This window comes from Campylobacter concisus, from assembly GCF_002913865.1.
GTDB classification, from domain to species: Bacteria; Campylobacterota; Campylobacteria; order Campylobacterales; family Campylobacteraceae; genus Campylobacter_A; species Campylobacter_A concisus_AM.
The window spans coordinates 16,779-42,684 of the sequence record NZ_POYX01000015.1; the positions used below are offsets into that span (position 1 = coordinate 16,779).

24 protein-coding genes are annotated in these 25,906 nt (G+C 40.2%); 19 read left to right on the forward strand and 5 right to left on the reverse strand.

The features are described from left to right. Window position 1 precedes the first annotated feature (1 nt). Window positions 2-1,207 carry a methionine adenosyltransferase gene (gene metK, locus CYP77_RS00630; RefSeq protein ID WP_103567382.1) on the forward strand — a complete coding sequence of 402 codons (1,206 nt, stop codon included), beginning with the start codon at window positions 2-4 and terminating at the stop codon, window positions 1,205-1,207. 42 nt (window positions 1,208-1,249) lie between these two features. Here metK and CYP77_RS00635 read toward each other — a convergent pair whose 3' ends face one another. Then, window positions 1,250-2,542, reverse strand: coding sequence for an apolipoprotein N-acyltransferase (locus tag CYP77_RS00635; protein ID WP_181001443.1), 1,293 nt, complete (start codon window positions 2,540-2,542; stop codon window positions 1,250-1,252). Here CYP77_RS00635 and yajC point away from each other — a divergent pair. The 13 genes from yajC (at window position 2,518) to epsC (ending at window position 17,370) form a co-directional block, all read left to right on the forward strand. Beyond that, a complete protein-coding gene (gene yajC / locus CYP77_RS00640) occupies window positions 2,518-2,790 on the forward strand; it encodes a preprotein translocase subunit YajC (protein WP_002941849.1) in 273 nt (90 codons plus the stop codon). The two genes, CYP77_RS00635 and yajC, sit on opposite strands and share 25 nt — an antisense overlap. Further along, the gene (gene secD, locus CYP77_RS00645) at window positions 2,790-4,370 is read left to right on the forward strand and encodes a protein translocase subunit SecD (protein WP_103567380.1); all 1,581 of its coding nucleotides are present in this window, start codon (window positions 2,790-2,792) and stop codon (window positions 4,368-4,370) included. Before yajC ends, secD begins: the two co-directional genes overlap by 1 nt. Before the next feature lie 2 nt (window positions 4,371-4,372). After that, window positions 4,373-5,344: a protein translocase subunit SecF gene (secF, locus tag CYP77_RS00650; protein WP_103567379.1), complete on the forward strand. Its 972-nt coding sequence runs from the start codon at window positions 4,373-4,375 to the stop codon at window positions 5,342-5,344. A gap of 9 nt (window positions 5,345-5,353) precedes the next feature. Beyond that, window positions 5,354-5,692 (forward strand): DUF6394 family protein, encoded by a 339-nt coding sequence (locus tag CYP77_RS00655; RefSeq protein ID WP_002942000.1) that lies wholly within the window; start codon window positions 5,354-5,356, stop codon window positions 5,690-5,692. 8 nt (window positions 5,693-5,700) lie between these two features. Next, complete coding sequence (leuS, locus tag CYP77_RS00660; protein WP_103567378.1) at window positions 5,701-8,166, forward strand: leucine--tRNA ligase; 2,466 nt, start codon at window positions 5,701-5,703, stop codon at window positions 8,164-8,166. Between the two features lie 3 nt (window positions 8,167-8,169). Next, entirely contained in the window at window positions 8,170-8,709 is a 540-nt protein-coding gene (gene lptE / locus CYP77_RS00665; protein WP_103567377.1) for an LPS assembly lipoprotein LptE, read from the forward strand. Beyond that, entirely contained in the window at window positions 8,690-10,264 is a 1,575-nt protein-coding gene (locus CYP77_RS00670) for a GGDEF domain-containing protein (RefSeq protein WP_103567376.1), read from the forward strand. The genes lptE and CYP77_RS00670 overlap by 20 nt, the downstream gene beginning before the upstream one ends. Beyond that, window positions 10,261-11,463 (forward strand): Mur ligase family protein, encoded by a 1,203-nt coding sequence (locus CYP77_RS00675; RefSeq protein WP_103567375.1) that lies wholly within the window; start codon window positions 10,261-10,263, stop codon window positions 11,461-11,463. Before CYP77_RS00670 ends, CYP77_RS00675 begins: the two co-directional genes overlap by 4 nt. Continuing rightward, window positions 11,444-14,389: a transcription-repair coupling factor gene (mfd, locus tag CYP77_RS00680; RefSeq protein WP_103567374.1), complete on the forward strand. Its 2,946-nt coding sequence runs from the start codon at window positions 11,444-11,446 to the stop codon at window positions 14,387-14,389. Before CYP77_RS00675 ends, mfd begins: the two co-directional genes overlap by 20 nt. Continuing rightward, on the forward strand, window positions 14,386-15,150 hold the full coding sequence (locus CYP77_RS00685) for an ATP-binding protein (RefSeq protein WP_103567373.1): 765 nt from the start codon (window positions 14,386-14,388) through the stop codon (window positions 15,148-15,150). The genes mfd and CYP77_RS00685 overlap by 4 nt, the downstream gene beginning before the upstream one ends. Continuing rightward, window positions 15,147-15,815, forward strand: a complete 669-nt coding sequence (locus tag CYP77_RS00690) for an endonuclease III domain-containing protein (protein ID WP_103567372.1) — start codon at window positions 15,147-15,149, stop codon at window positions 15,813-15,815. Before CYP77_RS00685 ends, CYP77_RS00690 begins: the two co-directional genes overlap by 4 nt. Before the next feature lie 93 nt (window positions 15,816-15,908). Further along, window positions 15,909-16,814 (forward strand): cysteine synthase A, encoded by a 906-nt coding sequence (cysK, locus tag CYP77_RS00695; protein ID WP_012139961.1) that lies wholly within the window; start codon window positions 15,909-15,911, stop codon window positions 16,812-16,814. Between the two features lie 4 nt (window positions 16,815-16,818). Further along, complete coding sequence (gene epsC / locus CYP77_RS00700) at window positions 16,819-17,370, forward strand: serine O-acetyltransferase EpsC (protein WP_009294053.1); 552 nt, start codon at window positions 16,819-16,821, stop codon at window positions 17,368-17,370. A 368-nt stretch (window positions 17,371-17,738) separates the two neighbouring features. Here epsC and CYP77_RS00705 read toward each other — a convergent pair whose 3' ends face one another. After that, window positions 17,739-18,041, reverse strand: coding sequence for a c-type cytochrome (locus tag CYP77_RS00705; protein WP_103567371.1), 303 nt, complete (start codon window positions 18,039-18,041; stop codon window positions 17,739-17,741). A gap of 35 nt (window positions 18,042-18,076) precedes the next feature. On the opposite strand from CYP77_RS00705, the gene gmhB reads away from it, so the two are divergent. Genes gmhB through CYP77_RS00730 form a run of 5 tightly spaced genes read left to right on the forward strand, consistent with a single transcriptional unit; the run spans window position 18,077 to window position 21,987 of the window. Then, window positions 18,077-18,649 carry a D-glycero-beta-D-manno-heptose 1,7-bisphosphate 7-phosphatase gene (gene gmhB / locus CYP77_RS00710; protein ID WP_343219200.1) on the forward strand — a complete coding sequence of 191 codons (573 nt, stop codon included), beginning with the start codon at window positions 18,077-18,079 and terminating at the stop codon, window positions 18,647-18,649. Beyond that, entirely contained in the window at window positions 18,646-19,635 is a 990-nt protein-coding gene (rfaD, locus tag CYP77_RS00715) for an ADP-glyceromanno-heptose 6-epimerase (protein ID WP_103567369.1), read from the forward strand. The genes gmhB and rfaD overlap by 4 nt, the downstream gene beginning before the upstream one ends. After that, window positions 19,628-21,046, forward strand: a complete 1,419-nt coding sequence (gene rfaE1, locus CYP77_RS00720) for a D-glycero-beta-D-manno-heptose-7-phosphate kinase (RefSeq protein WP_103567368.1) — start codon at window positions 19,628-19,630, stop codon at window positions 21,044-21,046. The genes rfaD and rfaE1 overlap by 8 nt, the downstream gene beginning before the upstream one ends. Continuing rightward, window positions 21,021-21,590, forward strand: a complete 570-nt coding sequence (gene gmhA, locus CYP77_RS00725; RefSeq protein WP_103567367.1) for a D-sedoheptulose 7-phosphate isomerase — start codon at window positions 21,021-21,023, stop codon at window positions 21,588-21,590. The genes rfaE1 and gmhA overlap by 26 nt, the downstream gene beginning before the upstream one ends. 1 nt (window position 21,591) lies before the next feature. Continuing rightward, window positions 21,592-21,987: an SseB family protein gene (locus tag CYP77_RS00730; protein ID WP_103567366.1), complete on the forward strand. Its 396-nt coding sequence runs from the start codon at window positions 21,592-21,594 to the stop codon at window positions 21,985-21,987. Window positions 21,988-22,795: 808 nt separating this feature from the next. Here CYP77_RS00730 and tilS read toward each other — a convergent pair. The 3 genes from tilS to panC form a co-directional block, all read right to left on the reverse strand. After that, window positions 22,796-23,788: a tRNA lysidine(34) synthetase TilS gene (gene tilS, locus CYP77_RS00735; protein WP_103567365.1), complete on the reverse strand. Its 993-nt coding sequence runs from the start codon at window positions 23,786-23,788 to the stop codon at window positions 22,796-22,798. Further along, the gene (gene rimO / locus CYP77_RS00740; protein WP_103567364.1) at window positions 23,785-25,095 is read right to left on the reverse strand and encodes a 30S ribosomal protein S12 methylthiotransferase RimO; all 1,311 of its coding nucleotides are present in this window, start codon (window positions 25,093-25,095) and stop codon (window positions 23,785-23,787) included. The genes tilS and rimO overlap by 4 nt, the downstream gene beginning before the upstream one ends. 2 nt (window positions 25,096-25,097) lie before the next feature. Continuing rightward, the coding region (gene panC / locus CYP77_RS00745) for a pantoate--beta-alanine ligase (protein WP_258033413.1) at window positions 25,098-25,906 on the reverse strand (809 nt) is incomplete at its 5' end.

The following is a 25,906-nucleotide window of genomic DNA, read 5'->3' on the forward strand; positions in this document are numbered from 1 at the left end:
AATGTATCTATTTACTTCTGAAGTTGTAAGTCCAGGCCATCCAGATAAATGTGCTGATATTATCGCTGATAGCATTGTTGATACTATTTTAACGCAAGATCCAAATGGACGCGTCGCAAGCGAGGTTTTTGTAGCTGGAAAAAACATAGTAATAGGCGGAGAGATAAACTCAAAAGTAAAACTCTCTTATAAAGACTACGAAAATATCGTAAAAGACGCTCTTGCACATATTGGATATGACGGAAAGAGCAACTTTACAAAAGAGCAGTGCTTGCACCCAGATGATATCGAGGTCAAAGTCTGCCTAAATCAACAAAGCCCAGATATAAATCAAGGCGTTGATCAAAGTGACGGCGAGATCGGAGCAGGTGATCAAGGCATCATGTTTGGCTTTGCGAGCTGCGAAGCGAAAGAATTTATGCCAGCAGCTATAACTTATGCAAGAATGCTTTGTGAAAAAGTCTATAAATTTGCCAAAGCAAACCCTGATAAGCTTGGTGTTGATATAAAAACGCAAGTTACGATTGATTACGGTAGTAAAGACAACTTTGAAAACTGCAAACCTCAAAGTATCCACACTATCGTCGTATCTGCTCCTTGCGTGGAGAGCATGAAGATAGAAGAGCTTCGCGCATTAATACAAAATTTAATAGACGAAACTGGCCTTCCAAAAGAGCTATATAATAAAGAAAAAACGATCATCTATATAAATCCAACAGGCAGATATGTAAATCATAGCTCACTTCATGATAGCGGACTAACAGGCAGAAAACTAATCGTTGATAGCTTTGGTGGATATAGCCCGATAGGCGGTGGCGCTCAGTCAAGTAAGGACTACACAAAGGTTGATCGTAGCGGACTTTACGCAGCGCGCTGGATAGCTAAAAATATAGTCGCAGCTGGTCTTGCTAAAAAATGTATCGTTCAAATAAGCTACGCGATCGGCGTTGCAAAGCCAACTTCAGTTAGCGTTGATACCATGGGAACTCACGCAAACGGCGTAAATGACGATATGCTTTCAAATTTTGTAAGCGAGCATTTTTCTCTGACGCCTCGCTGGATAACAAATAAATTTGGTCTTGATAAACCAAGCAAAGAGACATTTTTATATGCAAAAGTAGCTGCAAAAGGTCAAGTGGGAAATGCAAAATATCCTTGGGAAAAGCTTGATGCGGTTGATACCTTTAAGGCTTTATTAAAAAAATAATCAAAAAAGTGGCTTTATCTAAAAAGCCACTTTAAATTTCTTTTATAACTCATCCCAAAATGCTTTTTTAGGCTTTATGATCTCGCTTTTTGAGCCATTTACGCTATGATAGACTGCTTTATTATACTTTGTGGCAAGGTGTTTTATAAGAACCCTTTGAAGCACAGGTTCGCTACTTGGCACAAACCAGCCGTTGTTTGTGATAGCCACAACCACGTCAAATTCGCCCTTATAAAGCTCCTCTCTTGTTGCCTCGTAGCAGATAGCGTTTCTGATCTTAACTCCGTCTATCTCATAGTCGCTAAAATTTTCTGCCTTTTTAAAGTCGCTAGCTCCACCAAAAAATAGCTTATTTACCGCATCTTGCATGAAATTTGGTAGAGGAATTTCTTCTCCAAATGGCACTAAAAATTTCTTATCCATTCGCCTAAGATTACCATCTTGAAACGAAAATGCAGAGTTATAAATTTGCTTATTTTCATAGGCAAGCGCGCCAGCTACGATGGTTATCTTCTTTGAAAGCTCTTTTAGCTCATCAACAAGCAGTGGCTCATTTGTCATAAATAGTGGAAATGCACTCTCAGGTAGCACAATGAGTCGTTTTTGCTCGGCTATGGCGTTATTTATCAAGTCTAAATTTTCATTTGTAAATTCCATACGCAAGCTTTTATCCCAGCGCACTCTTTGAGCGACATTAGTATTTACTAGCTCCACGTCAAATGGCAGAGTCTTTGCCTCGTTACTTTTAAACTGCAAGGCGGCGATCAGACAGATAAAAGCTAGGATAAATTTTAAAATTTTACCTTTTAAACTCAAAGAAATAGCTGCTAAAAATATAAATATAAGCCCTCTAGTATTTGGCTCAAAAGCCCCTAAAACAAGTGTCGCTTCAAGGTTAAACCAGTTAAAGCCAAATGGGTGCACATAGCTTATTAAAAATAGTAAAACGGCTCTTAGTGCTACAAAGCTTGGAAAAGAGGCTATCCAAAACAAAAGCCCATAAACAAGGGCTACAAAGAGGATGATAAATGGTATAAGCCAGACAAGCTCATAGTAGATAAAACTAAAGCCGATCCAGTAAAACCACAAAATCCCAGTGAAAAATCCAGCTGCGAAAAAGCCAGCTCTGCTTAAATTTATGATGATGTAAATTCCAGCTAGCGTGAGAAAAGGTGAGATGAAATTTAAAATTTGATTTTCAGCCATAGCTAAAAAAATGAAATTAGAAAGCAAAAAAGCACCGACAAAGGCTTTTATTATAATTTTAGTGCTAAAATGTCCATTTAAAAATCTTACAAATAAGGAAATCCATGCAAAACGCTGATTTTTTAACATCATTACTACCTCTTGTTGTGCTTTTCGCCATATTTTACTTTTTGGTTATCAGACCTCAACAAAAACAACAAAAAGCCCACGCAGCAATGCTTGCAGCTCTTGACAAAGGCGATAAGATAGTAACTAATGGCGGACTTATATGCGAAGTGATTAAAGCCGAAAATGATTTTATCAAAGTTAAACTTAACGATGATGTAATCGTTCGTATAGCACGCGAGTTTGTAGCTAAAAAGATCGAAGATAAATAATGCGTAACGCAAGAGTTACATATAGGCTGATTATTTTAATATTAGCCTTGATTTTTGGTTTTGGCTTTTCGGTGCCATCTTTTTTTCAGACTCAAAGTGGAGCTAAAATTTCATTAGGACTCGACCTTCAAGGCGGTCTTCATATGCTTCTTGGTGTTGAAACTAACGAAGCCATCCACTCTAAGATCAAGTCAATCGCTGGAAGCATAAATTATTATGCTAAAAAAGAAGATGTGCTTATTGATAAATTTAAGATAAAAGAAGATAGTGTTGATTTTGCGCTGCTTGATAGTGACGAGGCTCCAAAAGTTGATAAGGCACTTGCTGAGATAAAAGGGCTTGATATCAAAAAAGATGGTCTAAACTATCACATCACTCTAACAGAGCAAGAGAGGCTTGATACGATCGAGTATGCGATCTCTCAAGCTGTTGAGACTATTAGAAACAGACTTGATCAGTTTGGTCTAGCTGAGCCAACAGTTGCTAGACAAGGTAAAGACAATATCTTAGTCGAACTTCCTGGCATAAAGACTGAAGAAGATGAGCAAAGAGCGAGAGATCTTATCGCAAAGGCTGCTCACTTGCAGCTTATGGCAGTTGATGACAAAAGACAAGATCAGGCTAATACCATGAGTGAGGCTGAGGCAGAGAGCTATGGCGACGTGATCTTTAAAGATGCTAAAAATGACCGCGTAAAATACGTCGTTAAAAATATCCCAGTGCTTGATGGCTCGATGCTAACTGATGCAAAGGTCGCATTCTCTCAGCAAAACAACCTACCGATCATAAATTTTACACTAAATTCAGAAGGTGCTAGAATTTTTGGTGATTTTACTGGCGCAAATGTTGGTAAAAGGCTTGCTATCGTGCTTGACGGCAAGGTCTATTCAGCTCCAGTTATAAACGAAAGAATAGGTGGTGGCAGCGGCCAGATCAGCGGTGGTTTTACCCTTGATGAAGCTCACGACGTAGCGATCGCACTTAGAAGTGGCGCACTTTTAGCACCTGTTAAGATGCTAGAGAAAAGAAGCGTTGGCCCATCTTTAGGCCAAGAGAGTATCAACCAAAGCATGGTAGCGCTTGCTGCTGGATCTGTTTTGGTTGTGCTATTTATGCTAGTTTATTATGGAATTTCTGGAATTTTTGCAAATATCGCACTAGTTGCAGACGTCGTTATATTAGTCGCTGTCATGGCACTTTTTGGAGCGACGCTAACGCTTCCAGGTATGGCTGGTATCGTGCTAACTATCGGTATGGCTGTTGATGCAAACGTCATCATAAATGAGCGTATCCGCGAGCTTTTGCGTGAAGGCGTGGCGATAAGAACAGCTGTTCAAAAGGGATATGAGCACGCTATGAGTGCGATCATCGACTCAAACTTGACTACTATCATCACAGTTGCGGTGCTTTATGCTTATGGCACTGGTCCAGTTAAAGGCTTTGCTGTGACAATGGCGATAGGTATCATGGCTTCGATGCTAACGGCTATTTTAGGCACACATGGCATGTTTGATGCGGTTATGGATAAGATAGAAAAAAGCGGAAATACCAGACTTTGGTTTGGTTATAAAAGGAGCTAGGGATGCAAATTTTTACTAAGGCAAAAGTTTATGATTTTATGCGGTTTAGATTTGCTTCATTGGCACTTTCTATATTTTTATTTGTTGGCTCGATCTTTTTGCTTGCAACAAAGGGTCTAAACTACGGCATCGACTTCTCTGGTGGTACGCTTATACAGCTAAAATATGACACTAAAGCACCACTTGATAAAATTCGTGACGCTTTTGGCACAAATGAAGTGCTTAAAAACGCCTCTGTTACTGAGTTTGGAAGCGAGGATGAGGCTGTTATTAGATTTTCTGGATCAAGCTCAAATTTAACTGGTGACATCGGTACTGAGATAAAACAAATTTTAAAAGATACTGGAAAATTTGAAGTAAGACGTGTTGATATCGTTGGTCCAAAGGTTGGTGACGAGCTTAGGCAAAAGGGCTTGATGGCTCTTGGAATTTCACTAATTGGCGTGCTTCTTTATATAACATTTAGATTTGAGTGGAGATTTGCGCTTGCTGCGATCGCAACTGAAATTCACGATATAGTTATAACTGTTGGCGCTATTTCACTATTTGACATTGATGTAAATTTGGACACGCTAGCTGCTGTTTTAACGGTGCTTGGCTACTCACTAAACGATACGATTATCATTTTTGATAGGATTAGAGAAGGCATAAAAGAGAGCAAGAGGACTGATATCGAGGGCGTTATCAACGAGTCAGTCTCAGCCACACTTTCAAGAACCATCCTAACTTCAGCCACTACGATGATGACTGTTGTTGTGCTATTTTTGTTTGGCGGAGATATGATACATGGGTTTTCATTTATTCTTATCGTTGGTATAGTTATAGGAACGATCAGCTCGATCTACATCTCATCACCATTTCTTATCTGGTTTAAATTTAGCATCGAGCATTTTAGAGCTAGAGAGGCTGAGAAGCAAAGGATCAAAAAAGAGCGTGATAAAGAGCGTGCTATGTTTGAAAAAGGCGTTGTGTAAGGAGGGATAATGAACTGGGGAAAAGTTATCTACATATTTTTTGCGCTGATGAGTCTTACGACTACGGCGGAGTTTTTATATGATAAAAACGAGATCGCCCTTTTTGTGGCAGCCAGTATAAATTTAGTTTCTACGCTACTTAAGATTGGCGTTAAAAATTTACTATCAGCTGAGCTTTTTGCAAGCTCTCTGGTTGCTGATTTGCACCTTATACCAGCTTTTGTTATTTTGCAAGTATCTGAAAATGCGACACTTAGTTACTCATTAGCTATTGGCGCAGTCATTGCAAATATATTTTCACTAGCCTTGGTATTAATAGAATCAAGCAAATCACAAGAAGAATTTTAGGAGAAAAAATGGCTGAGAAGAGAAAATATGAGCCTTTAAAGATAGAAAAAAAATGGCAAGAAATTTGGGATAAAAATGAAGAATTTGAGCCAAAAGACGACTTAAGCTTGCCAAAAAAATATATCCTAAGCATGTTTCCGTATCCAAGCGGACGCATACATATGGGGCATGTGAGAAACTACTCTATCGGTGATGCGCTGGCTAGGTCATATAGAAAAAGCGGCTACAACGTGCTTCATCCTATCGGCTTTGATAGCTTTGGTATGCCAGCTGAAAACGCAGCCATAAAACATAAAATTCACCCTAAAATTTGGACTTATGAAAACATCGACTATATGAAAAAAGAGCTTGCTAGCCTTGGCTTTTCGTTTTCTAAAAAGAGAATTTTAGCCACATCTGACCCACTTTATACAAAGTGGGAGCAAAGCTTTTTTATAAAGATGTTTGAAAAAGGGCTTGTTTATAGAAAAAACGCCATCGTAAACTGGTGTGAATACGATCAAACCGTGCTTGCAAACGAGCAGGTTGAAGACGGCAAATGCTGGAGATGCGGTAATGATGTGGTGCAAAAAGAGCTTCCAGGATATTACTTCAACATCACAAAATACGCTAGCGAGCTACTTGATGATCTAAAGCTTCTTGAGGGCAAATGGCCAAATCAAGTCATCACAATGCAAGAAAACTGGATCGGTAGAAGCTATGGCTTGGAGTTTAAATTTAGCCTTGATGAGGTATCAAAAGAGACTTTGGGCGGTAAATTTGATGGCTTTGAGGTATTTACAACAAGACCTGATACGATTTATGGCGTTAGCTATACAGCCCTTGCACCAGAGCATCCTATCGTAAAAGCACTACTTGAAAATGCTAAATTTGATGAAAATAAAAAGGCAAAGATAAAAGCAATACTTAATCAAAGTCCAAGAGAGCGTCAAGCAAGTGACAAAGACGGAGAGTTTTTGGGAATTTATGTCGTTCATCCACTCACTAATGAAAAGGTCCCAGTTTGGGTTGCAAATTTCATCCTAGCTGACTACGGCAGTGGCGCTATCATGGCTGTTCCTGCGCATGACCAAAGAGACTTTGAGTTTGCAAGCAAATTTAATCTACCTATAAAACCTGTCGTAAAGCCACTTGAGGGCGAGAGTGAGGGCTCAAAAGCATATTCGGAATACGGAGTTGCTATAAATTCTGAGCTTATAAACGGCCTTAGCTCAGAGGATGCCAAAAGCTTTATAATAGAGAAATTTGAAAAAGATGGTCTTGGCAAAAGGATCACAAACTATAAGCTAAGAGACTGGGGAATTTCTCGCCAAAGATACTGGGGTGCGCCAATACCTGTCGTGCACTGCAAATGCTGCGGCGTAGTGCCTGAAAAAGAGGAAAATTTACCTATCGCGCTACCAGAAGATGTCAAGATCACAGGCGAGGGCAATCCACTTGATAAACATCCAACTTGGAAATTTACAAAGTGTCCAAAATGCGGCCAAGACGCGACCAGAGAGACTGATACGATGGACACATTCGTAGAGAGTAGCTGGTATTTTGCTAGATTTGCAAGCGATGAGAAGACGTGGGAGCAAAAAGCGCTTGATGAAAAGAGTGTGAATTATTGGATGAATGTAGATCAGTATATCGGTGGTATCGAACATGCGATCTTGCACCTTTTATACGCTAGATTTTTTCAAAAGGTTTTAAGGGATCTTGGTTATCTAAGAGATGATGAGCCATTTGAAAATTTACTCACTCAAGGCATGGTCTTAAAAGATGGCAAAAAGATGAGTAAAAGCAAGGGTAACGTCGTAGATCCTGATGATATCATAAATAGATATGGCGCTGATACGGCAAGGCTTTTTATCCTTTTTGCTGCTCCTCCTCAAAAAGAGCTTGAGTGGAACGATAGCGCAGTTGAGGGCGCATTTAGGTTTTTAAATAGGCTTTGGGAGAAGGCGCAAGCTATCAAAAAGATAGATAAGCTACCTGAGATAGATCATGAAAGTCTAAGCAAAGATGAGAAATTTGCAAGGCTAAAAATTTATGAAGCGCTTAAAAAATCAACCGAGGTTTTTGGCGATACATTTGCGTTTAATACTTTAATCGCTGCTTGCATGGAGGCACTAAACGCTATAAATGCGCAGGATAATGACGATGTAAATGCTGAGGGCTTTTTCATCATCTTAAATTTACTAGAACCTATCGTGCCGCACATTGCAAACGAGCTTAGTGAAGAGCTTTTTGGTAGAAAAAATTTCACAAAGATAGCTGTAAAAGAAGAGGTCTTTGTAAAAGATAGCATCGCTCTTGCAGTTACAGTAAATGGCAAAAAAAGGGCCGAGTTTGAAGTGGCAGCGAGCCAGAGCGAGAGTGAAATTTTAAAACAAGCTAAGCAAAATGTGGCTAAATGGCTTGAAGGAAAAGAAATTTTAAAAGAGATTTATATAAAAGGCAAATTGGTAAATTTTGTCATTAAAGGATAAATTTTGAGATATTTTTTAACGTTTTTTATTGCGATATTTATATGCGGATGTGGCTATAAACCAGTTTCAAAGATCTCGCAGGATTTGGTTGGAGATAGAGTTTATGTTGATGTTATCATCAGCAAAGAAGAGCCAAAAAATAGTGTCTGGATAAAAGACGCCGTAAAAGAGGGCATGGTCGCAAGGATGCATAAATCACTATCAAGCAAAGATAGCGCTGATACTTCGATAATAGTTTCGGTAAAAAGTTTAAATTACGAGGCAATCATTTATGATGAATATGGCTATATCACATCTTATAAAGCTCTTTTAACTCTAAACTATAAAACCAAATTTAAAGATGGTCGTGTCATAGATATACCTGCTACTGGAGAGTATGATTTTAGTGTGGCAAGACGTCAAAAAAGCGTAAGATACGCAGATAGTGTTATTAGTGATACTCAAAAATACGAAGCCATAAAAGAGGCTTCAAAAGAGGCGTTTGATGAGTACATCGCAAATTTAGCTGTAAAAGGATATAAAAATGGCAGCAATAACCGTTAGTCAAATAGTCAAGGAGGCCTTGAGCGAGATAAAAGATCGCCATTTGATGCTAACGCCAGAAAATTACACCGAAGTTTATAATGAAATTTCTAAAAAATATGGCTTTACAACCGAAGAGAGCAAAAAGATAGAAAAATATATCTCAAGGCTTGGTGATGACTACAAGGCGCAAGCTATAAGTCTTCATATAAAAACGGTTGATGAGTTTGTGGCTTTTATGACCGCTAGGCTCTCACATGGTGCTAAAAATGGCGCAACCCAAGTGGTCGATGATAAAAAGTTAAAGTCACTAAATGCCTTTGCAAGAAGAATCCTCCAAGCCATTTCTATGCTTCACAACAAAGACGCAAAAGCTCTAGCGGAGCAGGGCATGCAGCTACTTGCCAGAAGATATGATGAGAAAAATCTTGAAGAGATGTGCCTTAAATGGTTTGACTTTGTAAGCTCTTATGACACTGAATTTTTGGACTTTTTGAAATATTATGGTGTGAGAGACTTTGACGATCTAAAGACTATGAGCGCTGAGCTTGAGAAATTTCTAGCTCAAAAAAACGAAGGTGGCGAAGAAAACGCACTAGTCGAGCTTTTAAATTTTGCGCTTGAGCCTTCTATCACAAAGGAGCTTGGCGAGGAGCTTAGCACCATTAGAAGTGTTTTAAAGCAAAATCCACAAAGCCTAAATAGCAAAGAAATTCAAGATAAGATAAAGGGTTTTGTTGATCGCAGGATAGAAGAGGATAGAAGCGAGATCATCGAAAAAGTTGGCTCGATAAATAATATCTTGCAAAACATAGGCGATAGAATTTCTGACATCGCAGCTAGCTCAAAAAGTAGTTCAGCTAAGGCGCAAAGCATCAAAAACGACCTTAAAAAGGTAAATTTAAATGAAAATAGCATAGATCATGTAAGGAGTATGCTTATTGAGATCGCTAGTGCTTTGGAGATCGAGAGTAAGGAGCTTGGCCTTGAGATGAACAGCAAACAAGCGACCATTTCTGAGCTTCAAAACAGGGTTACAAGCCTAGAAAAAGAGCTTGAAGCTGCTAAGCTTGAGAGCAAAGAGGACTTTTTAACCAAAGTGGCCACAAAAAGAGCTTTGATGAGTGAAATTCAGCGTATTGAAGAAGCTTATAAACGTTACGGCACGGACTATTCGATCTGCTTTGTTGATATCGACTTCTTTAAAAAGATAAACGATACTTACGGCCACGAAGCTGGCGATGTGATCCTTTCTGCAGTGGCTCAGGTGCTTAAGAAAAATGCTAGAAAGGTTGATTTCGTCGGTAGATATGGTGGCGAGGAATTTGTCATTTTGCTACCAAGTACAAGCCTAAAAGATGGAGTTAGATTTGGCGAGAAGCTAAGAAGTATGATAGAAAATTTCAAATTTATCTATAAAAACGAGCGCATTAAGGTTACCATTAGCTCTGGTGTGGCTACAAGAAGCGCAAATTTAAGCGATACAATGACACTTGAGGGCGCTGATAAGATGCTCTATCTCTCAAAAGAGGGCGGCAGAAACCAAGTCATGCCAAAGATAATCGAGGAAAAATGAGCCTAGCTAAATTTCTTGACGGCAAGCCACTTTACTACAAAGAGATCGACTATGGCAGGATCATAAGGGCTTATGATACTATCAAAGGCCATCTAAAGCCTTTTAAGATAATCCACATCATCGGCACAAATGGCAAAGGTAGCACAGGCCGCTTTTTAGCGCAAATTTTAAGCCAAAAAGGGGCAAAAGTAGGGCACTATACAAGCCCACATATATTTAAATTTAATGAGCGATTTTGGCTAAATGGCGAGGTCGCTAGCGATGAAATTTTAGAGAGAGCTCACGAGCGTTTGCAAGCTCTTTTAAGCGACGAATACAAGATAAAAACTAGCTATTTTGAGTATATGACGCTGCTTTCTGCAGTTCTTTTTGAGGGTTGTGACTACTTTGTCTGCGAGGCTGGCATGGGCGGCGTGCTAGATGCTACAAATGTCTTTGAAAAAGAGCTAAGCATCTTTACTCCGATCGGCTTTGATCACACGGCGATACTTGGAAATAGCATAGAAGAAATTTCACGCACCAAATTTGAAGCCATGGGCGCAAAAGCAGTGTTAAGTAATGATATGAACGAGGCAAGTATCGCTATCGCAAAAGAGATCGCAAGTGAAAAAGGCGCTACTTTAAGTTTTCCAAGAGAAATTTTAACCAAAGAAAATTTAAACGAGATCGCAAACTACGCAGATAAATTTAACCTACCAGAGTTTTTGCGTTCAAATTTAACTCTAGCCTACGCCGCGGCTAAAATTTTAGATAGCAGCATAGATATCAAAAAGCTTGGCGCTTTATCGCTTCGTGGCAGATGTGAAAAGATCGCTTCAAATTTATACGTTGATGTCGGTCACAACGAGCTTGGCGCAAAGGCTGTGGCTAAGAAATTTAGCTCTGATGAATTTAACGGCAAGAAGATAACGCTAATTTATAACTCATTTTTGGATAAAGATTTCAAGGCAGTTTTGGCAGCTCTAAAGCCAGTCGTTGAGAGCGTGCTGCTTTATCACTACCACTGCGAGGGCAGGGAGCTTGGCGGAGAGCTCATAAACAAAGCACTAAACGAGCTTGAAATTTCGCATAGAGAGTTTGAGCCAAGCGATATGAACGATATAAAAGAGGCAAAAAATGGCAAAATTTACCTAGCATTTGGCTCGTTTCACCTAGCCGAAGCCTTTTTAAAAGAGTACTATGCAAGCAAAGGTCTATGAGTATCTTTTAACGCACGCCCCACAAATTCTCATCTGCGAAGATGACAAAGAGGCGGCTCTTTGCGCTGATGCGGTCAGTTTTGCTGGCTTTAGCGCCTTTAAACTACCTGATTTTAGAGCTAAAAAGGGCGATGATCTAAGAAGCTTTAACGAAGAGCTTTTTGAAATTTCATCAGTCCTTAGCAAATACTATAAATTTGATGGCAAAAAGATCATCATAAGCCCATTTAGCACGCTTTTAAACCCACTTCCAACGCAAAAAAACCTAGAAAGCTCAACGATCAAGCTAAAAGATAATCTAAATTTAAACGAATTTGCCGACTTGCTCATACGCTTTGGCTATGAGTGCGTCGATATCGTTGAGAGCGTTGGCGAGTTTAGCATACGTGGCGAAGTCGTGGATATTTACGGCGTAAATATGGATGATCCTGTTAGAATTTTGCTCTTTGGCGATGAGGTGGAGAGCATTAGAAACTACAACACCGCCACGCAGATAAGTAACAAAAATGAGCTAAGCGAAGCCGAGATCGTGCCTTTTATCGCAAATCTTAGCAAAGATGAGTTTGAAAAAGTGAGCCAAAAGATCGAGGATATGCAAAGCGACGCCTTGGTGAGTGATCTAAATTCGCTTGGATTTTGGGCGATAGATAGCTTTAGCGACTATTTAAAAGTTTTTGACTCAAAGCTTGTTAAGAAGATCGATTTTGAAATTTATGACGCACCTGAGGAGAAATTTAAGGGCATTGAAATTTTGCCTGAGCCAAAGGTCTATAAAGACCTAGAAGTTACTTTAAATTTTGACTTTTTTGAGCTAAATAAGAGCAAAAGCATAACCGTTCTTTCAAGAAACGAGGGGCTTTTTAAGGGTTATGAGCTTGACGGCTTTGCCAACGTAAAGCTTGAAATTTCGCCCCTTGTAGTAAATTTAACCTCAAGCGACAAGATCGTAGTCTCTCTTAATAAATTTGAGAAAAAAAGGCGAGTTAAGCGCTCAAGTCTTGTGGTGGACGAGCTAAAAGTAAATGACTACGTTGTGCATGAAGAGTATGGTATAGGCCGGTTTTTGGGGCTTGAAAAGATCAAGGTTTTGGGCGCGACTAAAGAATTTGTGGTTATCGCCTATCAAAATGATGACAAGCTTCTTTTGCCAGTTGAACATCTAAATTTGATAGATCGCTACATTGCGCAAAATGGCTCTATGGCGGTACTGGATCGCCTTGGCAAGGCAAATTTTGCCAAGATAAAAGAGAAGGTTAGAGAAAAACTCTTTGCGATCGCCTCAAAGATCGTAGCGATGGCAGCAAAAAGGGAGTTAATCGCTGGTAAAATTTTACAAAACGAGGACATCTCTTATCTAAATTTCGTCCAGGACGCTGGTTTTTCATACACGAGCGATCAGCAAAAGGCGGTAAATGAGATAAAAGATGAGCTAAAAAGCGGAAAAGTTATGGATAGGCTACTTAGCGGGGATGTTGGCTTTGGCAAGACCGAAGTTGCGATGAATGCCATATTTACCTGCATAAAATCAGGCTTTAGCGCATTTTTCTTCGTGCCAACGACACTTCTTAGCTCACAGCATTACAAGACACTAAGCCAAAGATTTAGCAAATTTGGCATAAAGGTCTTTAGGCTGGATCGCTTCTCAAGCGCCAAAGAAAAATCAAGCTTGCAAAAAGCGCTAAAAGAAAGTGAGCCCATAGTTTGCGTGGGTACGCATGCACTTCTTGGTGTAAAGGCTGAAAATTTAGGGCTTATCGTGGTTGATGAAGAGCATAAATTTGGCGTTAAGCAAAAAGAGCAGCTAAAAGAAATTTCTCAGCACTCACACATCCTAAGTATGAGCGCCACGCCGATACCAAGAAGCCTAAATATGGCGCTTAGCAAGATAAAAACATATAGTATTTTAGCCACTCCGCCAAGCTCGAGGCTGGATGTGAGAACAAGCGTGAGAGAGTGGGACGAAAAGGTCGTCAAAGAGGCGATCATGCGTGAGCTAAGACGCGGCGGGCAGACCTTTTACATCCACAACCACATCGCAGACATCGAGCAGACGGAAAATGATCTAAGGAAAATTTTGCCAAAGCTTAGAATTTTGATACTTCACTCAAAGGTAAATGCGAAAGTCACTGAAGATGAGATGATGAAATTTGAGCGGGGCGAGTATGACTTACTACTTTGCACCAGCATCGTTGAAAGCGGCATCCACCTGCCAAATGCAAACACCATAATAGTAGAAAATGCCAATAAATTTGGCATGGCTGACTTGCATCAGCTGCGCGGACGTGTGGGCAGAAGCGACAAGCAGGCTTATTGCTACTTTTTGGTGGAAGATAAAGATGCCATTAGCAAAGACGCGCTAAAACGACTTGTAGCACTTGAGGGCAACTCATTTTTAGGCGCTGGCTCAGTGCTAGCCTATCACGACCTTGAGATAAGGGGTGGTGGTAACATCATCGGCGAGGCGCAAAGCGGTCATATCGAGGCTATCGGCTACTCGCTATATCTAAAGATGCTAGAAGATGAGATAAACAAGCTTCTTAATCAAGACTCTGCAAAGCTTGATAAGATCGATCTAAAGCTTAGTGTGAGTGCCTTTTTAAATCAAGAATTTATAAGAGAAGATAGGCTCAGGCTTGAAATTTACAGACGCCTTAGCAAGTGCAAAGAGGTCGCCGAGGTCTATGAGATACAAAGCGAGCTTGAGGATAGATTTGGCAAGATAGATACATTTACAAAGCAGTTTTTAGACCTTATCATCATCAAAATTTTAGCTCTAAAAGCTGATATAAAGACGATCTCAAACAGCGAACAAAATATACTAATAACAAAAAATGACGACGAGAAGATCAGGCTAAAGTCACGCAGTAAGGACGACGACGATGTTTTGGCTGAAATTTTGGTCTATCTAAGAAAGGATAAGAAATGATAGATTGGGGTATGAAGTACGCAGCGATTTATAAGAGCACAAAAGGGATGCTAAAGCCGGTTGAGGATATTGATTTTGTAGATATCGACTCACTTTATGGACTAGAGAAACAAAAAGAAATTTTGCTAAAAAATACTAGAAATTTTATAGCGGGCGACGAGGCAAATCACGTGCTTCTTTGGGGCGAGAGAGGATGTGGTAAGTCAAGCCTTGTAAGGGCAGTTTTTACTAAATTTTACAAAGAGGGACTTCGCATCATTGAGATTGGCTGCGAGGATCTAAAATACCTTGGCGACATCATCGATGAGATCAGAAAAAGCGAGTTTAAATTTATCATTTTCTGCGATGATCTAAGCTTTGAAAATGGTAGCAATGAGTATAAATTTCTAAAGCCTATAATGGACGGCTCTATCCAAAAGCCGCCTAAAAACGTCCTTTTATACGCCACATCAAACCGCAGACATCTAATAAGCGAGTTTAAAAGCGAAAATGAAAACTCGCAGCTAATAGACGGAGAAATTCACTACAGCGACGCAGCTCAGGAGAAAATTTCTCTCTCAGACCGCTTTGGTCTTTGGATCAGCTTTTATCAAGGCAACTACGATGAGTACCTAAAAATGGTTGATTTTTACTTTAAAGACTACACTGGCGACAAAGATGAGCTTCACACGCTTGCTAAAAATTTTGCCACCCTAAGAGCTAGCAGAAGTGGCAGGACTGCAAAGCAGTTTTATCTAACTTTTAAAGAAAATTTAAAATGAGATCAACTGATCTATTTTTAACTCTGCTAAATCACAAAAGTAGAAATTTAGACGAGCTAAAATGGCCGGGAGAGGGCACTTTTGAGGTTATTTTAGGAGCTATTTTGGTGCAAAATACCAACTGGAAAAATGTAGAAAAAGCACTAACTAATCTAAAAAATGCCAGCAAAGATAGCCTGCAAGGCATTTGCGCGCTTGAAAACAGCGAGCTTGCCACGCTTATAAAGCCAAGTGGTTTTTACAACACAAAGGCAAAACGGCTAAAGACGCTTTGTCTAGCTATAAAAAATGAATTTGGTGACTTTGAAAACTTTAAAGAAAACGTAGGCCGCGAGTGGCTCATAAGCATAAGAGGCGTTGGTGCTGAGACTTGCGACGCGATACTTGCTTATGCTTGCGGCAAGCCTTACATGGTCGTTGATGCTTATGCACTTAGGATAATGGCATATTTTGACTACATTTTTGAGAGCTACGACGAGGCGGCTGAGTGGTTTAGTTCGCTTGATTATGATGAAATTTATAAATTTCTTGATAGCGAGAAATTTGACGAGAGTGAGGTTTTGAAGCTTTATCATGCGCTTATTTTGGAGTTTTGCAAAGAGAATTTCAAAGGCAAAATTTTAAGTCAAAGCGGACAAGAGGTGCTTGATAGCATTAAAAACTAAATTTTTATTTTAAATTTAGCACAAATTAGGACTTTTTATGTTTTATTTTAAATTCTATGCTAAATTTACGAGAAATTTATTTTAGGAGGAGTGATGATCTACGATAACATCGTAAAAACGATCGGTAATACACCTATCGTAAAGGTTAAAACAGGTGCTGACGAGGCTGAAATTTACGTAAAATTAGAGTTTTTTAACCCAGGCGGCTCTGTAAAAGATAGGATCGCGTTTAATATGATCACTAAAATGCTAGCTGATGGTACGCTAAAACATGGCGACACTATCGTTGAGCCAACAAGCGGCAATACAGGTATCGGCGTAGCTATGTGCGGTGCTGCACTTGGCTTTAAAGTGATCCTTTGCATGCCTGAGAGCATGAGTATCGAAAGACGCAAGATCGTGGCTGCATATGGCGCTCATCTTGAGCTAACTCCTGCAGCTGGTGGTATGAAAGCAGCGATCGCAAAAGCTACTGAGCTAGCTTCTCAGCCAAATCACGTAATGCTAAGCCAGTTTGAAAACAAGTATAACCCACAAGCTCACGAGCTAACAACAGCTGCTGAGATCGTGGCTGATTTTAGCAAGCTTGATGCCTTTGTAGCAGGCGTTGGCACAGGTGGCACGATAAGCGGCGTGGCAAAGGTTCTAAAAGAAAAAGGCTATGACACTAAGATCATCGCAGTAGAGCCTGAGGCATCACCGGTTTTAAGTGGCGGCAACCCAGGACCACATAAAATTCAAGGCATCGGAGCTGGATTTTTACCAAATACAATGGATATGAGCCTAGTTAGCGAAGTAGAAAAAGTAAGCAACGATGACGCACTAAACGCAGCTAGAGCGATCGCAAAGAGCGATGGTTTAATGATAGGCATAAGCGGCGGCGCTTCTTACGTGGCTGCAAAAAGAGTGGCTAAAAGACTTGGCGCTGGCAAAAAAGTGCTTTTCATAGCTCCAGATAACGGCGAGAGATACCTAAGTACAGAGCTTTACGGAGCGTAAAATTATGTGGGAGAGTCTAAAAGAGCTAGTTCAAACCGTCCGTGAAAAAGACCCATCGGTGCATAGTTGTTGCTTTTTGGCGATACTTATAAACACTCCTGGCATCCATGCGGTTTTATTTCACAAAATTTCTCATTTTTTATATGAGAAAAAGTGGTTTTTTCTAGCTAGACTCATCTCGCAAATCGCAAGATTTCTAACAGGCATCGAGATCCACCCGGGGGCCAAGATCGGTAGGAGATTTTTCATAGATCACGGCATGGGCGTGGTTATCGGCGAGACGGCTGAGGTTGGGGATGATGTGATGATGTATCATCAAGTGACACTTGGAGGCACTGGCAAAGAGTGTGGCAAGCGCCATCCGACCATTAAAAATGGCGTCACTATCGCCGCTGGCTCAAAGATACTTGGGGCTATAACGATCGGCGAAAATGCCAAGATCGGCGCAAACTCAGTCGTGCTAAAAAATGTCCCAGCAAACGCAACAGTCGTTGGCATACCAGCAAGAGTTGTCAGGGTAAATGGGACAAAATTTGAACCAGAATTTATCATTTAAAATTTAAATTTACTCTCACTACACCATAAAAATGCAAATTTTTGATACGGCAAATTTACTATCCACTATGCTGCCAGCATTTTTTAGCTTTGCGCTACCTATTATAATATTTGTCATTTTAGTAAATTTGATAACAAAATTTATAAGGCGAAAACTGCGCCAAAAAACTTACGTAAAATTTAATCAAAGAAATATAGCTGATACATTTAGTGCAAACTTTTGCTGAGGACATAGCCTACGCGCTTATGAAGAAAGAGTGCCGATAAAAGAAGATGTATATTGTTATTTTATATACCAAATGCCAAAAGAGCTTTTTAAATTTTGTGTGAGTTTAAATTTGTAGAAAAAAGGGGCGAGCGCCCCTATAATTATTTTAGTGTTTGGATGTATTCTGCAACTGCTTTGATATCGTCGTCGCTCATTGGAGTAGCGATAGGTTTCATCATAGCACCAAGACCAAAATTATTTGCTCCTGTTTTGTAGCCTTTTAGAGCTGCTTCGATAGCTGCTGCATCAAGTGATGTTAAAGCTGGAACTTTGTTATTGAAAACTTTTTCAGCTTTAGCGCCATGACAGGCAACGCATTTTTTATAGATAGTAGCGCCATCTGCAGCGAAAGCAGCAGTTGAAAGTAGTGCTGCAACACTTGAAACGATTAGTAGTTTTTTCATTTGTCATCCTTTTTAAAAAACGTGCTGGCATTATAATACAAAAATGTAAATTTGCAAGGGGCGGGTTAAAATATTTTGGCTATAATCACCAAATGATAAAAGAAACAGCCAACAAAGCACTTTTTTTAGACCGAGACGGTGTCATAAATGAAGACGCTGGATACGTTTGTAAGATTGAGGACTTTAAATTTATTGATGGCATTTTTGATGCGTTAAGAGAATTTGCTGAGGCTGGCTACAAGCTCTTTGTCGTGACAAATCAATCAGGCATCGGCAGGGGCTACTACACGCAGGAGCAGTTTGACGCTCTAAACAAATTTATGCTAGAAAGCTTTAAGAAAGAGCAAATTTTTATCACCAAAGTCTATTTTTGTCCGCACGCTCCAGAGCAAAAATGCACCTGCAGAAAGCCAAATCCAAAAATGATACTTGATGCTTGCAAAGAGTTTAACATCGACCTTGAAAACTCGCTCATGATAGGCGATAAACCAAGCGACGTCGAGGCTGGTAAAAGGGCAGGTGTGAGTAGAAATTTCTTGCTTGATGGCATAAATTTTAAAGATGTAAGAGATGTTTTAAATAAGCTAAAAAAGGAAAAATCACTATGAATTTAAACGGAAAAAAGATAGTTATAACTGGCGGCGCTGGCTTTATCGGCTCAGCCTTGGCGCATTATTTTGATGAAAACTATAAAGATGCTCACGTGCTTGTCGTGGATAAATTTAGAAACGACGAGACATTTAGCAACGGCAACCTAAAAAGCTTTGGACATTTTAAAAATTTACTTGGCTTTAAGGGTGAAATTTACGCTGGCGACATCAACGATCTTAGCACACTTGATAAGATAAAAAACTTTCGCCCAGATGTCATCTACCACGAAGCAGCGATCTCTGATACGACCGTAAAAGAGCAAGACGAGCTAATAAAAACAAATGTAAATGCCTTTGTAAATTTGCTTGATATCTGCGAGAGTTTGGGCGCAAAGATGATCTACGCAAGCTCAGGGGCGACTTACGGCAACGCAAAGAGCCCACAAACAGTTGGCGAGTGCGAAGCACCAAATAACGTATATGGCTTTAGCAAGCTAAGCATGGATAATATCAATAAAATTTACGCAAAGCGCGGCGTGAGCGTTGTTGGGTTAAGGTATTTTAACGTCTTTGGCAAAGGCGAGTTTTTCAAAAACAAGACCGCCTCGATGGTGCTTCAGTTTGGTCTGCAAATTTTAGCCGGCAAGACGCCAAAGCTCTTTGAGGGTAGCGACCAGATAAAACGCGACTTTGTCTATATAAAAGATATCATCGATGCAAACATAAAAGCACTTGACGCGCCAAGTGGCGTATATAACGCAGCTACTGGCAAGGCAAGAAGCTTTCAAGATATCGCTGACATCTTGCAGCGCGAGATCGGCGTAAATTTAGGCAACGAATATATAAAAAACCCATTTATCGGCTCATATCAGTTTCACACTGAGGCCGACGTAGCCCCAGCACGCGAGGCATTTGGCTTTAGCGCGACTTGGAGCTTGGAAGAGGCGATAAAAGACTACTTGCCAGAGATAAAGAGAATTTATAAGGAAGAGATAAATGGCTAAGAGAGTTAAAATTTTAGTCGTTGGCGATCTAATGCTAGATCACTATATCTGGGGCAGCTGCGAGCGCATCTCGCCTGAAGCGCCAGTGCAGGTTGTTAAGATAAATAACGAAACCTACACGCTTGGTGGCGCTGGCAATGTGGTGAGAAATTTACTTTCCCTTGGCGCGAACGTGAGCGTGGCTAGCGTCTTAGGAGATGATGAGGCTGGTAAAAAGATAAAAGAGAAGCTTGCCGAGCTAAATGTAAAAGATGAGCTGATCCTTACTGAAAAAGGGCGTGAAAGCTCGATAAAAAGCCGTATCATGGCATCTCACCAGCAAGTTGTCAGGATAGATAAAGAGAGCGTTGTCAAGATAAATTTAGAAGATGAGCTTGTCTTAAAAGTAAAAGAAAACCTTGCAAATTTTAAGGCCGTCTTGCTAAGTGACTACGGCAAAGGCGTGCTTAGCGAAAAGGTCTGCCAAGAGATCATAAACGAGTGCGTGAGGCTAAATATCCCAGTGCTCATAGACCCAAAAGGCAGCGACTACTCAAAGTATAAAAACGCAACCCTGCTCACGCCAAATAAAAAAGAGGCGAGCGAGGCTACAAATTTAAAGATAAAAGACAAGGCCGAGCTTGAAAAGGCGATAAAACAGCTAAAGGACGAGCTAAATTTGACCTATTCGATCATCACGATCTCAGAAGAGGGCATCGCGCTTTATGATGACAGGCTACACATCTTTGCTGCCAAAGCAAAAGAGGTCTTTGACGTCACTGGTGCTGGAGATACGGTGCTTGCCACACTTGGCTATATGCTAGCAAACGGAGCTGATATAAAAGAGGCGATAAAGATAGCAAACCTCGCAGCAGCCGTAGTTGTGGCTAAGATCGGCAGCGCAACGGCTAGTTTTAGCGAGATCGAGCAGTTGCTAAATAGCTCATTTGGGGCAAATTTCGAGCACAAGCTTAAAAGTGTCGAGGAGTTAGAGGAAATTTTGAGCCAAAAGGGCAAGAAAAAGGTCGTTTTCACAAATGGCTGCTTTGATATCTTGCACGCTGGACACGTAAAATACCTAGCGCGAGCAAGGGAGCTTGGCGATCTTTTGGTCGTTGGACTAAACTCGGATGCTTCAGTTAAAAGGCTAAAAGGCGATGAGCGTCCTATAAATTCGCAAAATGATAGAGCCTGCGTGCTAAGTGGGCTTGGATTTGTCGATTATGTCGTGATATTTGATGAGGATACACCTTTAAATTTGATAACAAAGATAAAGCCAGACGTGCTTGTAAAAGGGTCTGATTACAAGGGCAAAGAGGTCGTTGGCAGCGAGATCGTAAAAGAGGTCAGGCTGATCGACTTTGTCGAGGGCAAAAGCACAACAGGGATAATAAAAAGGATAAAAGATGCTAAAAACGATGATAAAAAATGAGCTCGAAGCTCACCAAAAGACATTTAGCGAGCATGTAAATTTGCTGGGTAGTCTAGAGCGCGCTTGCCAGATGGTGGCTGATACGCTAAAAAATGGCAAAAAGGTGCTGATATGCGGTAACGGCGGCTCTGCAGCGGACGCTCAGCACTTTGCGGCTGAGCTAACTGGCAGATATAAAAGCGAACGCCAGCCACTTCCAGGCATCGCGCTAACCACCGATACTTCGGCGCTTACAGCCATTGGCAACGACTACGGATTTGACTACGTTTTCTCACGCCAGTTTGAGGCCTTAGCTCAGTCAGGCGACTTGCTCGTGGCGATCTCAACAAGTGGCAACAGCAAAAACGTCCTTGAGGCGATAAAAAGTGCTAAAAAAATGGGCGCATCAGTGCTTGGACTTAGCGGCAAAGGTGGTGGCGCGATGAATGAAGGATGTGATCTAAATTTAGTCGTTGGCTCAAGCGATACCGCAAGGATCCAAGAGTCGCATATCTTTTTCATCCACACGATCTGTCAGGCTGTAGATGAGGCTTTTAGGGGCTAAAATGCAAGAAGCGATGGATAAATTTTTAAATGAGCCTAGCCAGCAAAATGAGGTAAAATTGATAGCGGCTTTGAAAAAGGCCACATTTTTTGCTCCGGTGCTTTTAAACCAAGCGCTTGCAAAGCTTGATGGCGGCGTTGTTTATGAAGAAGAGGGCTCAAATATCAAATTTATCCTCCTTGAAGATGAGATCGAAAAGCTTAGCTATTTTCCGGCATTTACTAGCAAAGAGGCGATGAAGCTTTGGCGAAACGACAGCGAGCAAGAGAGCATAGAGATAGGGCTAAAAGAGTATCTTGCGATGCTAAAAGAGAGTAGTTATGCTGGCGTCGTGGTGGATGCTTTTAGCTATGACTTTGTGCTAAAAAGAGAGCTGATAGAAAAAATCCTCGCCTAGTGTGTAATAAAATTTATAAAATTTTACGCATTATTTTATGCAAATGGCTTTGATGAGGTAAATTTAAACCACTGGCTTGTTTAAATTTGTTTTATAGGCTGGTTTTTTGTTGTGAGCTTTGCTAAATTTTACTTTTTGCACGTTTTCTAAATTTGGCATCGCAGACGAGCTGATGCTAAATTTATACGCTTGTTTGATCTTAATAATCTGTAAATTTCATTATCTCGTTCGCAAAATTTTGTTGCGTATATCAAATTTATGCTTTTATTATTTTGTTTAATGGCTTGTAGGCGATGTGATCAAATTTGCGGCTTTAGTGCCATATTTTGCTAAGGCTAGAGCTATAAATTTGACCTTAATTTTATAGCTCTAGGCACTCCAAATTTAACTTTAAAAGCAGCTACGACAAAGCAAAAAGAGCTGGAGTAAATTTGCTGATAAAATTTCAAATTTGCACACTTGTAATCTTAGTGTTAATACCGTAAGGGCAAAATTTAGCGCTAGAAACTTTAAATTTACTCTTTTGTCGATTAAATTTATAGCCTTTTACTCTAAATTTAAATGCAAAAGCAGTTTATCTCAGAGATGAAAAAGCTAAAACCAAATTTGCAGTTTTTTTCTAAATCCTAATTGATGCTTTAGCTTGAGAACTGGAGCAAAATTTAGTTTTAAATTTGGCCTTTGTATATTAAATTTACAGATAGAAATTTTAAATTTTTACAGACTTGTTAAGATTGTTGTAGAAAAATTTGGTGATAAAAAGTTTTAAATTAGCCTTTAGTAGATTAAATTTGCAGACTAAAAAGCTCTATTTGCTAAAAAAATTAGAAAGGTTTTCAATTTGAACGCCGTTTGTAAATAAGTAGCCCCTATTTATCGCTGGGAGCCTTAAAATTCTAGCTCTTTCTTTAAATATTTTTGGCATTACGGCTTTACAAAATGGCGTTACTAAGATGTATTCATTAGCATATCCAACGGCGATCTTGCCGCTTAGTACAACACTTGTTTGCTTTGCTAAATTTGCGCTTAGCTCATCTTTTTGAGCTTTGCTTAAAAGTACATTTAGCTCTTTTGCCGCCATATCGATACCTCGCACCACGTTGTTATCATTTTTTATAATGAAAATTTCATCGTCTATTTTGACGATGTTTGGCAGCAAAATTTGCCTATCAGTCTCCAAAAACTCAAAGCTTTTCTTCACGCCGCTAAAGTACTCGTTTAAAAATGGCTCGCTAAAATTTAGTCTCACAAAGCTTCTTTTAAGCTTGCCTTCTAAGTTTGTCTCATCCACAAAGTAGCGCAAACCTCGCTCGTCAAGGTAGTTTTGAAGCTCTTTTTTGCGTAAATTTAAAAGCGGTCTAATTAGCCAAAAGTGTTTTCTTTTCTCAAGCTCGCTCATGCCAAAGAGCTCTTTTAGCCCAGCGCCCTTGCCAAGCTGCATCAAAAACCACTCAAATTTATCGTCAAATTGATGTGCTAAGATCAAATTCTCATAGCCATATTTTTGGCAAATTTCACCAAAAAACTCATATCTCGCTTCGCGCGCGTTTTTTTCAAAATTTGACTTACCTAAATTTACGCTTTTTATGTAGATCTTTTTGCCAAATTTGCTGGCAAGCTCTTTGGCGCTTTCAACTTCAAATTTACTCTGCTCTCTGGCGTTGTGATCGACTATGGCTAGATCAAATTTAACCCCAGCCTCTTGTAAAATGTAAAAAAGTGCAGTGCTATCGATGCCGTGCGAGAAGGCAAGCAGGTTTGCGCCAAAGCTTAGCCTATCAAGCACATTTTGGCTTATCATTTTGCTTTTTTGATGATAGTGGCGACTAGTTTTTGATCAACCACATCGCTGACCTCGCAAAGGTAGAGCGAGCCGATCTCAAGCTCTTTTACGTCGCTTTCGTTTATTAGAATTTCGCCGTCTATATCTTTATCCCAGATATCTTTTTTGGCAGCGTAAAACATCTCACCCTCGCTGCTAATGCCTTCAAGCGATGCGTAAATTTGCTTGCCAAGCTCTTTTTGCAAGCTCTCGTTTATCGCTTTTTTGGTGATCTTTTCTATCTTGCTTAGCCTTTTTGAGATGATTTTAGCTGGGATTTGCTCCATTTCAAAAGAGGCTGTGTCCTCTTCTTTTGAGTAGGCAAAGGCTGAAATTCTATCAAATTTAAACTCTTCTAAAAACTCGCAAAGCTCCTCAAAATCCTCCTCGCTCTCGCCTGGGTGTCCCACGATGACGCCAGTTCGCAAGAATGAATTTTTGGCATTTCTCATCAAATTTAAAAGCTCTTTTATCTTTTTAGCACCACTTCCACGCTTCATTATCTTTAGCATATTTTCGCTGATGTGCTGGATGGGCATGTCAAAGTAGTTGTGAAAGATGGGCGAGGCGATGATGCGCTCTATTAGCTCTTTGCTGGTCGTGCTTGGGTAGAGATAAAGTATCCTAGCGCTTCTTACGCCTTTTATCTTTTCTATCTCGTCTATTAAATTTATTAGTCCGTCGCTAACGCCGTGATCGCGCATATAAGAGCTTGAGTCTTGTGATAAAAAGCTAAAGTCGTAGTAGCCTTTTTTGACTAGATTTTTGACCTCATTTACGATGTTTTCAAGCGAGCGTGATTTTAGCTTGCCCTTAAATGTCGGTATCGCGCAAAAGCTACATTTTTGGTTACAGCCCTCTGAAATTTTGATGTAGGCGTGGTAGTTTGAGCCAGTTATCACACGCTCTTCGTTTGCCTGCAAATAGGTCTGCGGGCTAAATAAATTTTGCCTTTTTAAGATGATCTCATCGATCTTGTCATAATCAGCCACGCCGGTAAAGAGATCAACCTCTGGCAGTTCTTTTATGAGCTCATCTTTGTATCGCTGCATAAGGCAGCCAGTCACCACGAGCAAAGAGCCATTTTTACGAGCTTCGTGCATCTCAAGGATGGTTTGGATGCTCTCTTCTTTGGCAGACTTGATAAAGCCACAAGTATTTACGATGATGACGTCTGCGTCGCTGATATCGTCTGTGATATCGTAGTTTTGCAAGCGTCCCAGCATGATCTCAGAATCAACTAAATTTTTATTACAACCAAGCGAGATTAGATGAAGTTTTGGCATTTTTAGATCCAGATGTTGTCTATTAGCCTAGTTTTGCCTACAAAGGCGGCTACTAAGATGATGGTGTTGCCTTTTTCTACCTTTGAAATTTCATTTAAATTTCTATCCGTAACCGCGACATAATCAACTTTTAGTGGCTCAAGCACTTCAAGCATCTTTGCCTTGACCTCGCTCGCGTCTTCTTCGCCAGTTTGGATCAAATTTAGCGCTTTATTTAGCGATCTTGAAAGCCTTAGCGCGTTGCATTTATCTTCGTCGCAGATATAGACGTTTCTGCTTGAAAGTGCTAGGCCGTCTGGCTCTCTAACGATATCGCAGGCAACTAGCTCGATGTTTAGGAAAAATGTCTTTATCATATTTTGCACGATGATGAGCTGCTGGGTGTCTTTTTTGCCCATATAGACGCTATTTGCACGAGTTAGGCGAAATAGCTTATTTAGCACTCTTAAGACACCGTCAAAGTGTCCTGGTCTAGTTTTGCCCTCTAAAATGGTCGAAAGCTTCTTTGGAGCGACGATGAGAGGCTCATCTTCAAAGTAAAGCTCTTTTTCGTTTGGTATAAAGATAGCGCTAACGCCGTTTTGCTCGCAAATTTGGATGTCGCTTTGCTCTTTTCTCGGGTATTTTTCTAGGTCTTCGCCTGGTAGAAATTGAGTTGGATTTACGAAAGTTGAAACGATGCTTACCTCATTTTCGCTCACACATTTTTTTATAAGGCTAACGTGTCCGTTGTGAAGTGCGCCCATTGTCGGCACAAAACCGATCTTGCTGCTTGCGTTTGAGACAAATCCCTCAAGTTCTTTTATAGTTC

Excerpts from the sequence above, each read along its gene's own strand:
- mfd (WP_103567374.1), top strand. The coding sequence starts at position 11,444 with ATGCAAGCAAAGGTCTATGAGTATCTTTTAACGCACGCCCCACAAATT.
- CYP77_RS00635 (WP_181001443.1), bottom strand. The coding sequence starts at position 2,542 with ATGTTAAAAAATCAGCGTTTTGCATGGATTTCCTTATTTGTAAGATTT.
- gmhA (WP_103567367.1), top strand. The coding sequence starts at position 21,021 with ATGCTAAAAACGATGATAAAAAATGAGCTCGAAGCTCACCAAAAGACA.
- rfaD (WP_103567369.1), top strand. The coding sequence starts at position 18,646 with ATGAATTTAAACGGAAAAAAGATAGTTATAACTGGCGGCGCTGGCTTT.
- leuS (WP_103567378.1), top strand. The coding sequence starts at position 5,701 with ATGGCTGAGAAGAGAAAATATGAGCCTTTAAAGATAGAAAAAAAATGG.
- yajC (WP_002941849.1), top strand. The coding sequence starts at position 2,518 with ATGCAAAACGCTGATTTTTTAACATCATTACTACCTCTTGTTGTGCTT.
- CYP77_RS00690 (WP_103567372.1), top strand. The coding sequence starts at position 15,147 with ATGAGATCAACTGATCTATTTTTAACTCTGCTAAATCACAAAAGTAGA.
- CYP77_RS00705 (WP_103567371.1), bottom strand. The coding sequence starts at position 18,041 with ATGAAAAAACTACTAATCGTTTCAAGTGTTGCAGCACTACTTTCAACT.
- secF (WP_103567379.1), top strand. The coding sequence starts at position 4,373 with ATGCAAATTTTTACTAAGGCAAAAGTTTATGATTTTATGCGGTTTAGA.
- metK (WP_103567382.1), top strand. The coding sequence starts at position 2 with ATGTATCTATTTACTTCTGAAGTTGTAAGTCCAGGCCATCCAGATAAA.
- CYP77_RS00670 (WP_103567376.1), top strand. The coding sequence starts at position 8,690 with ATGGCAGCAATAACCGTTAGTCAAATAGTCAAGGAGGCCTTGAGCGAG.
- epsC (WP_009294053.1), top strand. The coding sequence starts at position 16,819 with ATGTGGGAGAGTCTAAAAGAGCTAGTTCAAACCGTCCGTGAAAAAGAC.
- cysK (WP_012139961.1), top strand. The coding sequence starts at position 15,909 with ATGATCTACGATAACATCGTAAAAACGATCGGTAATACACCTATCGTA.
- CYP77_RS00675 (WP_103567375.1), top strand. The coding sequence starts at position 10,261 with ATGAGCCTAGCTAAATTTCTTGACGGCAAGCCACTTTACTACAAAGAG.
- rimO (WP_103567364.1), bottom strand. The coding sequence starts at position 25,095 with ATGCCAAAACTTCATCTAATCTCGCTTGGTTGTAATAAAAATTTAGTT.
- secD (WP_103567380.1), top strand. The coding sequence starts at position 2,790 with ATGCGTAACGCAAGAGTTACATATAGGCTGATTATTTTAATATTAGCC.
- tilS (WP_103567365.1), bottom strand. The coding sequence starts at position 23,788 with ATGATAAGCCAAAATGTGCTTGATAGGCTAAGCTTTGGCGCAAACCTG.
- CYP77_RS00655 (WP_002942000.1), top strand. The coding sequence starts at position 5,354 with ATGAACTGGGGAAAAGTTATCTACATATTTTTTGCGCTGATGAGTCTT.
- rfaE1 (WP_103567368.1), top strand. The coding sequence starts at position 19,628 with ATGGCTAAGAGAGTTAAAATTTTAGTCGTTGGCGATCTAATGCTAGAT.
- CYP77_RS00730 (WP_103567366.1), top strand. The coding sequence starts at position 21,592 with ATGCAAGAAGCGATGGATAAATTTTTAAATGAGCCTAGCCAGCAAAAT.
- CYP77_RS00685 (WP_103567373.1), top strand. The coding sequence starts at position 14,386 with ATGATAGATTGGGGTATGAAGTACGCAGCGATTTATAAGAGCACAAAA.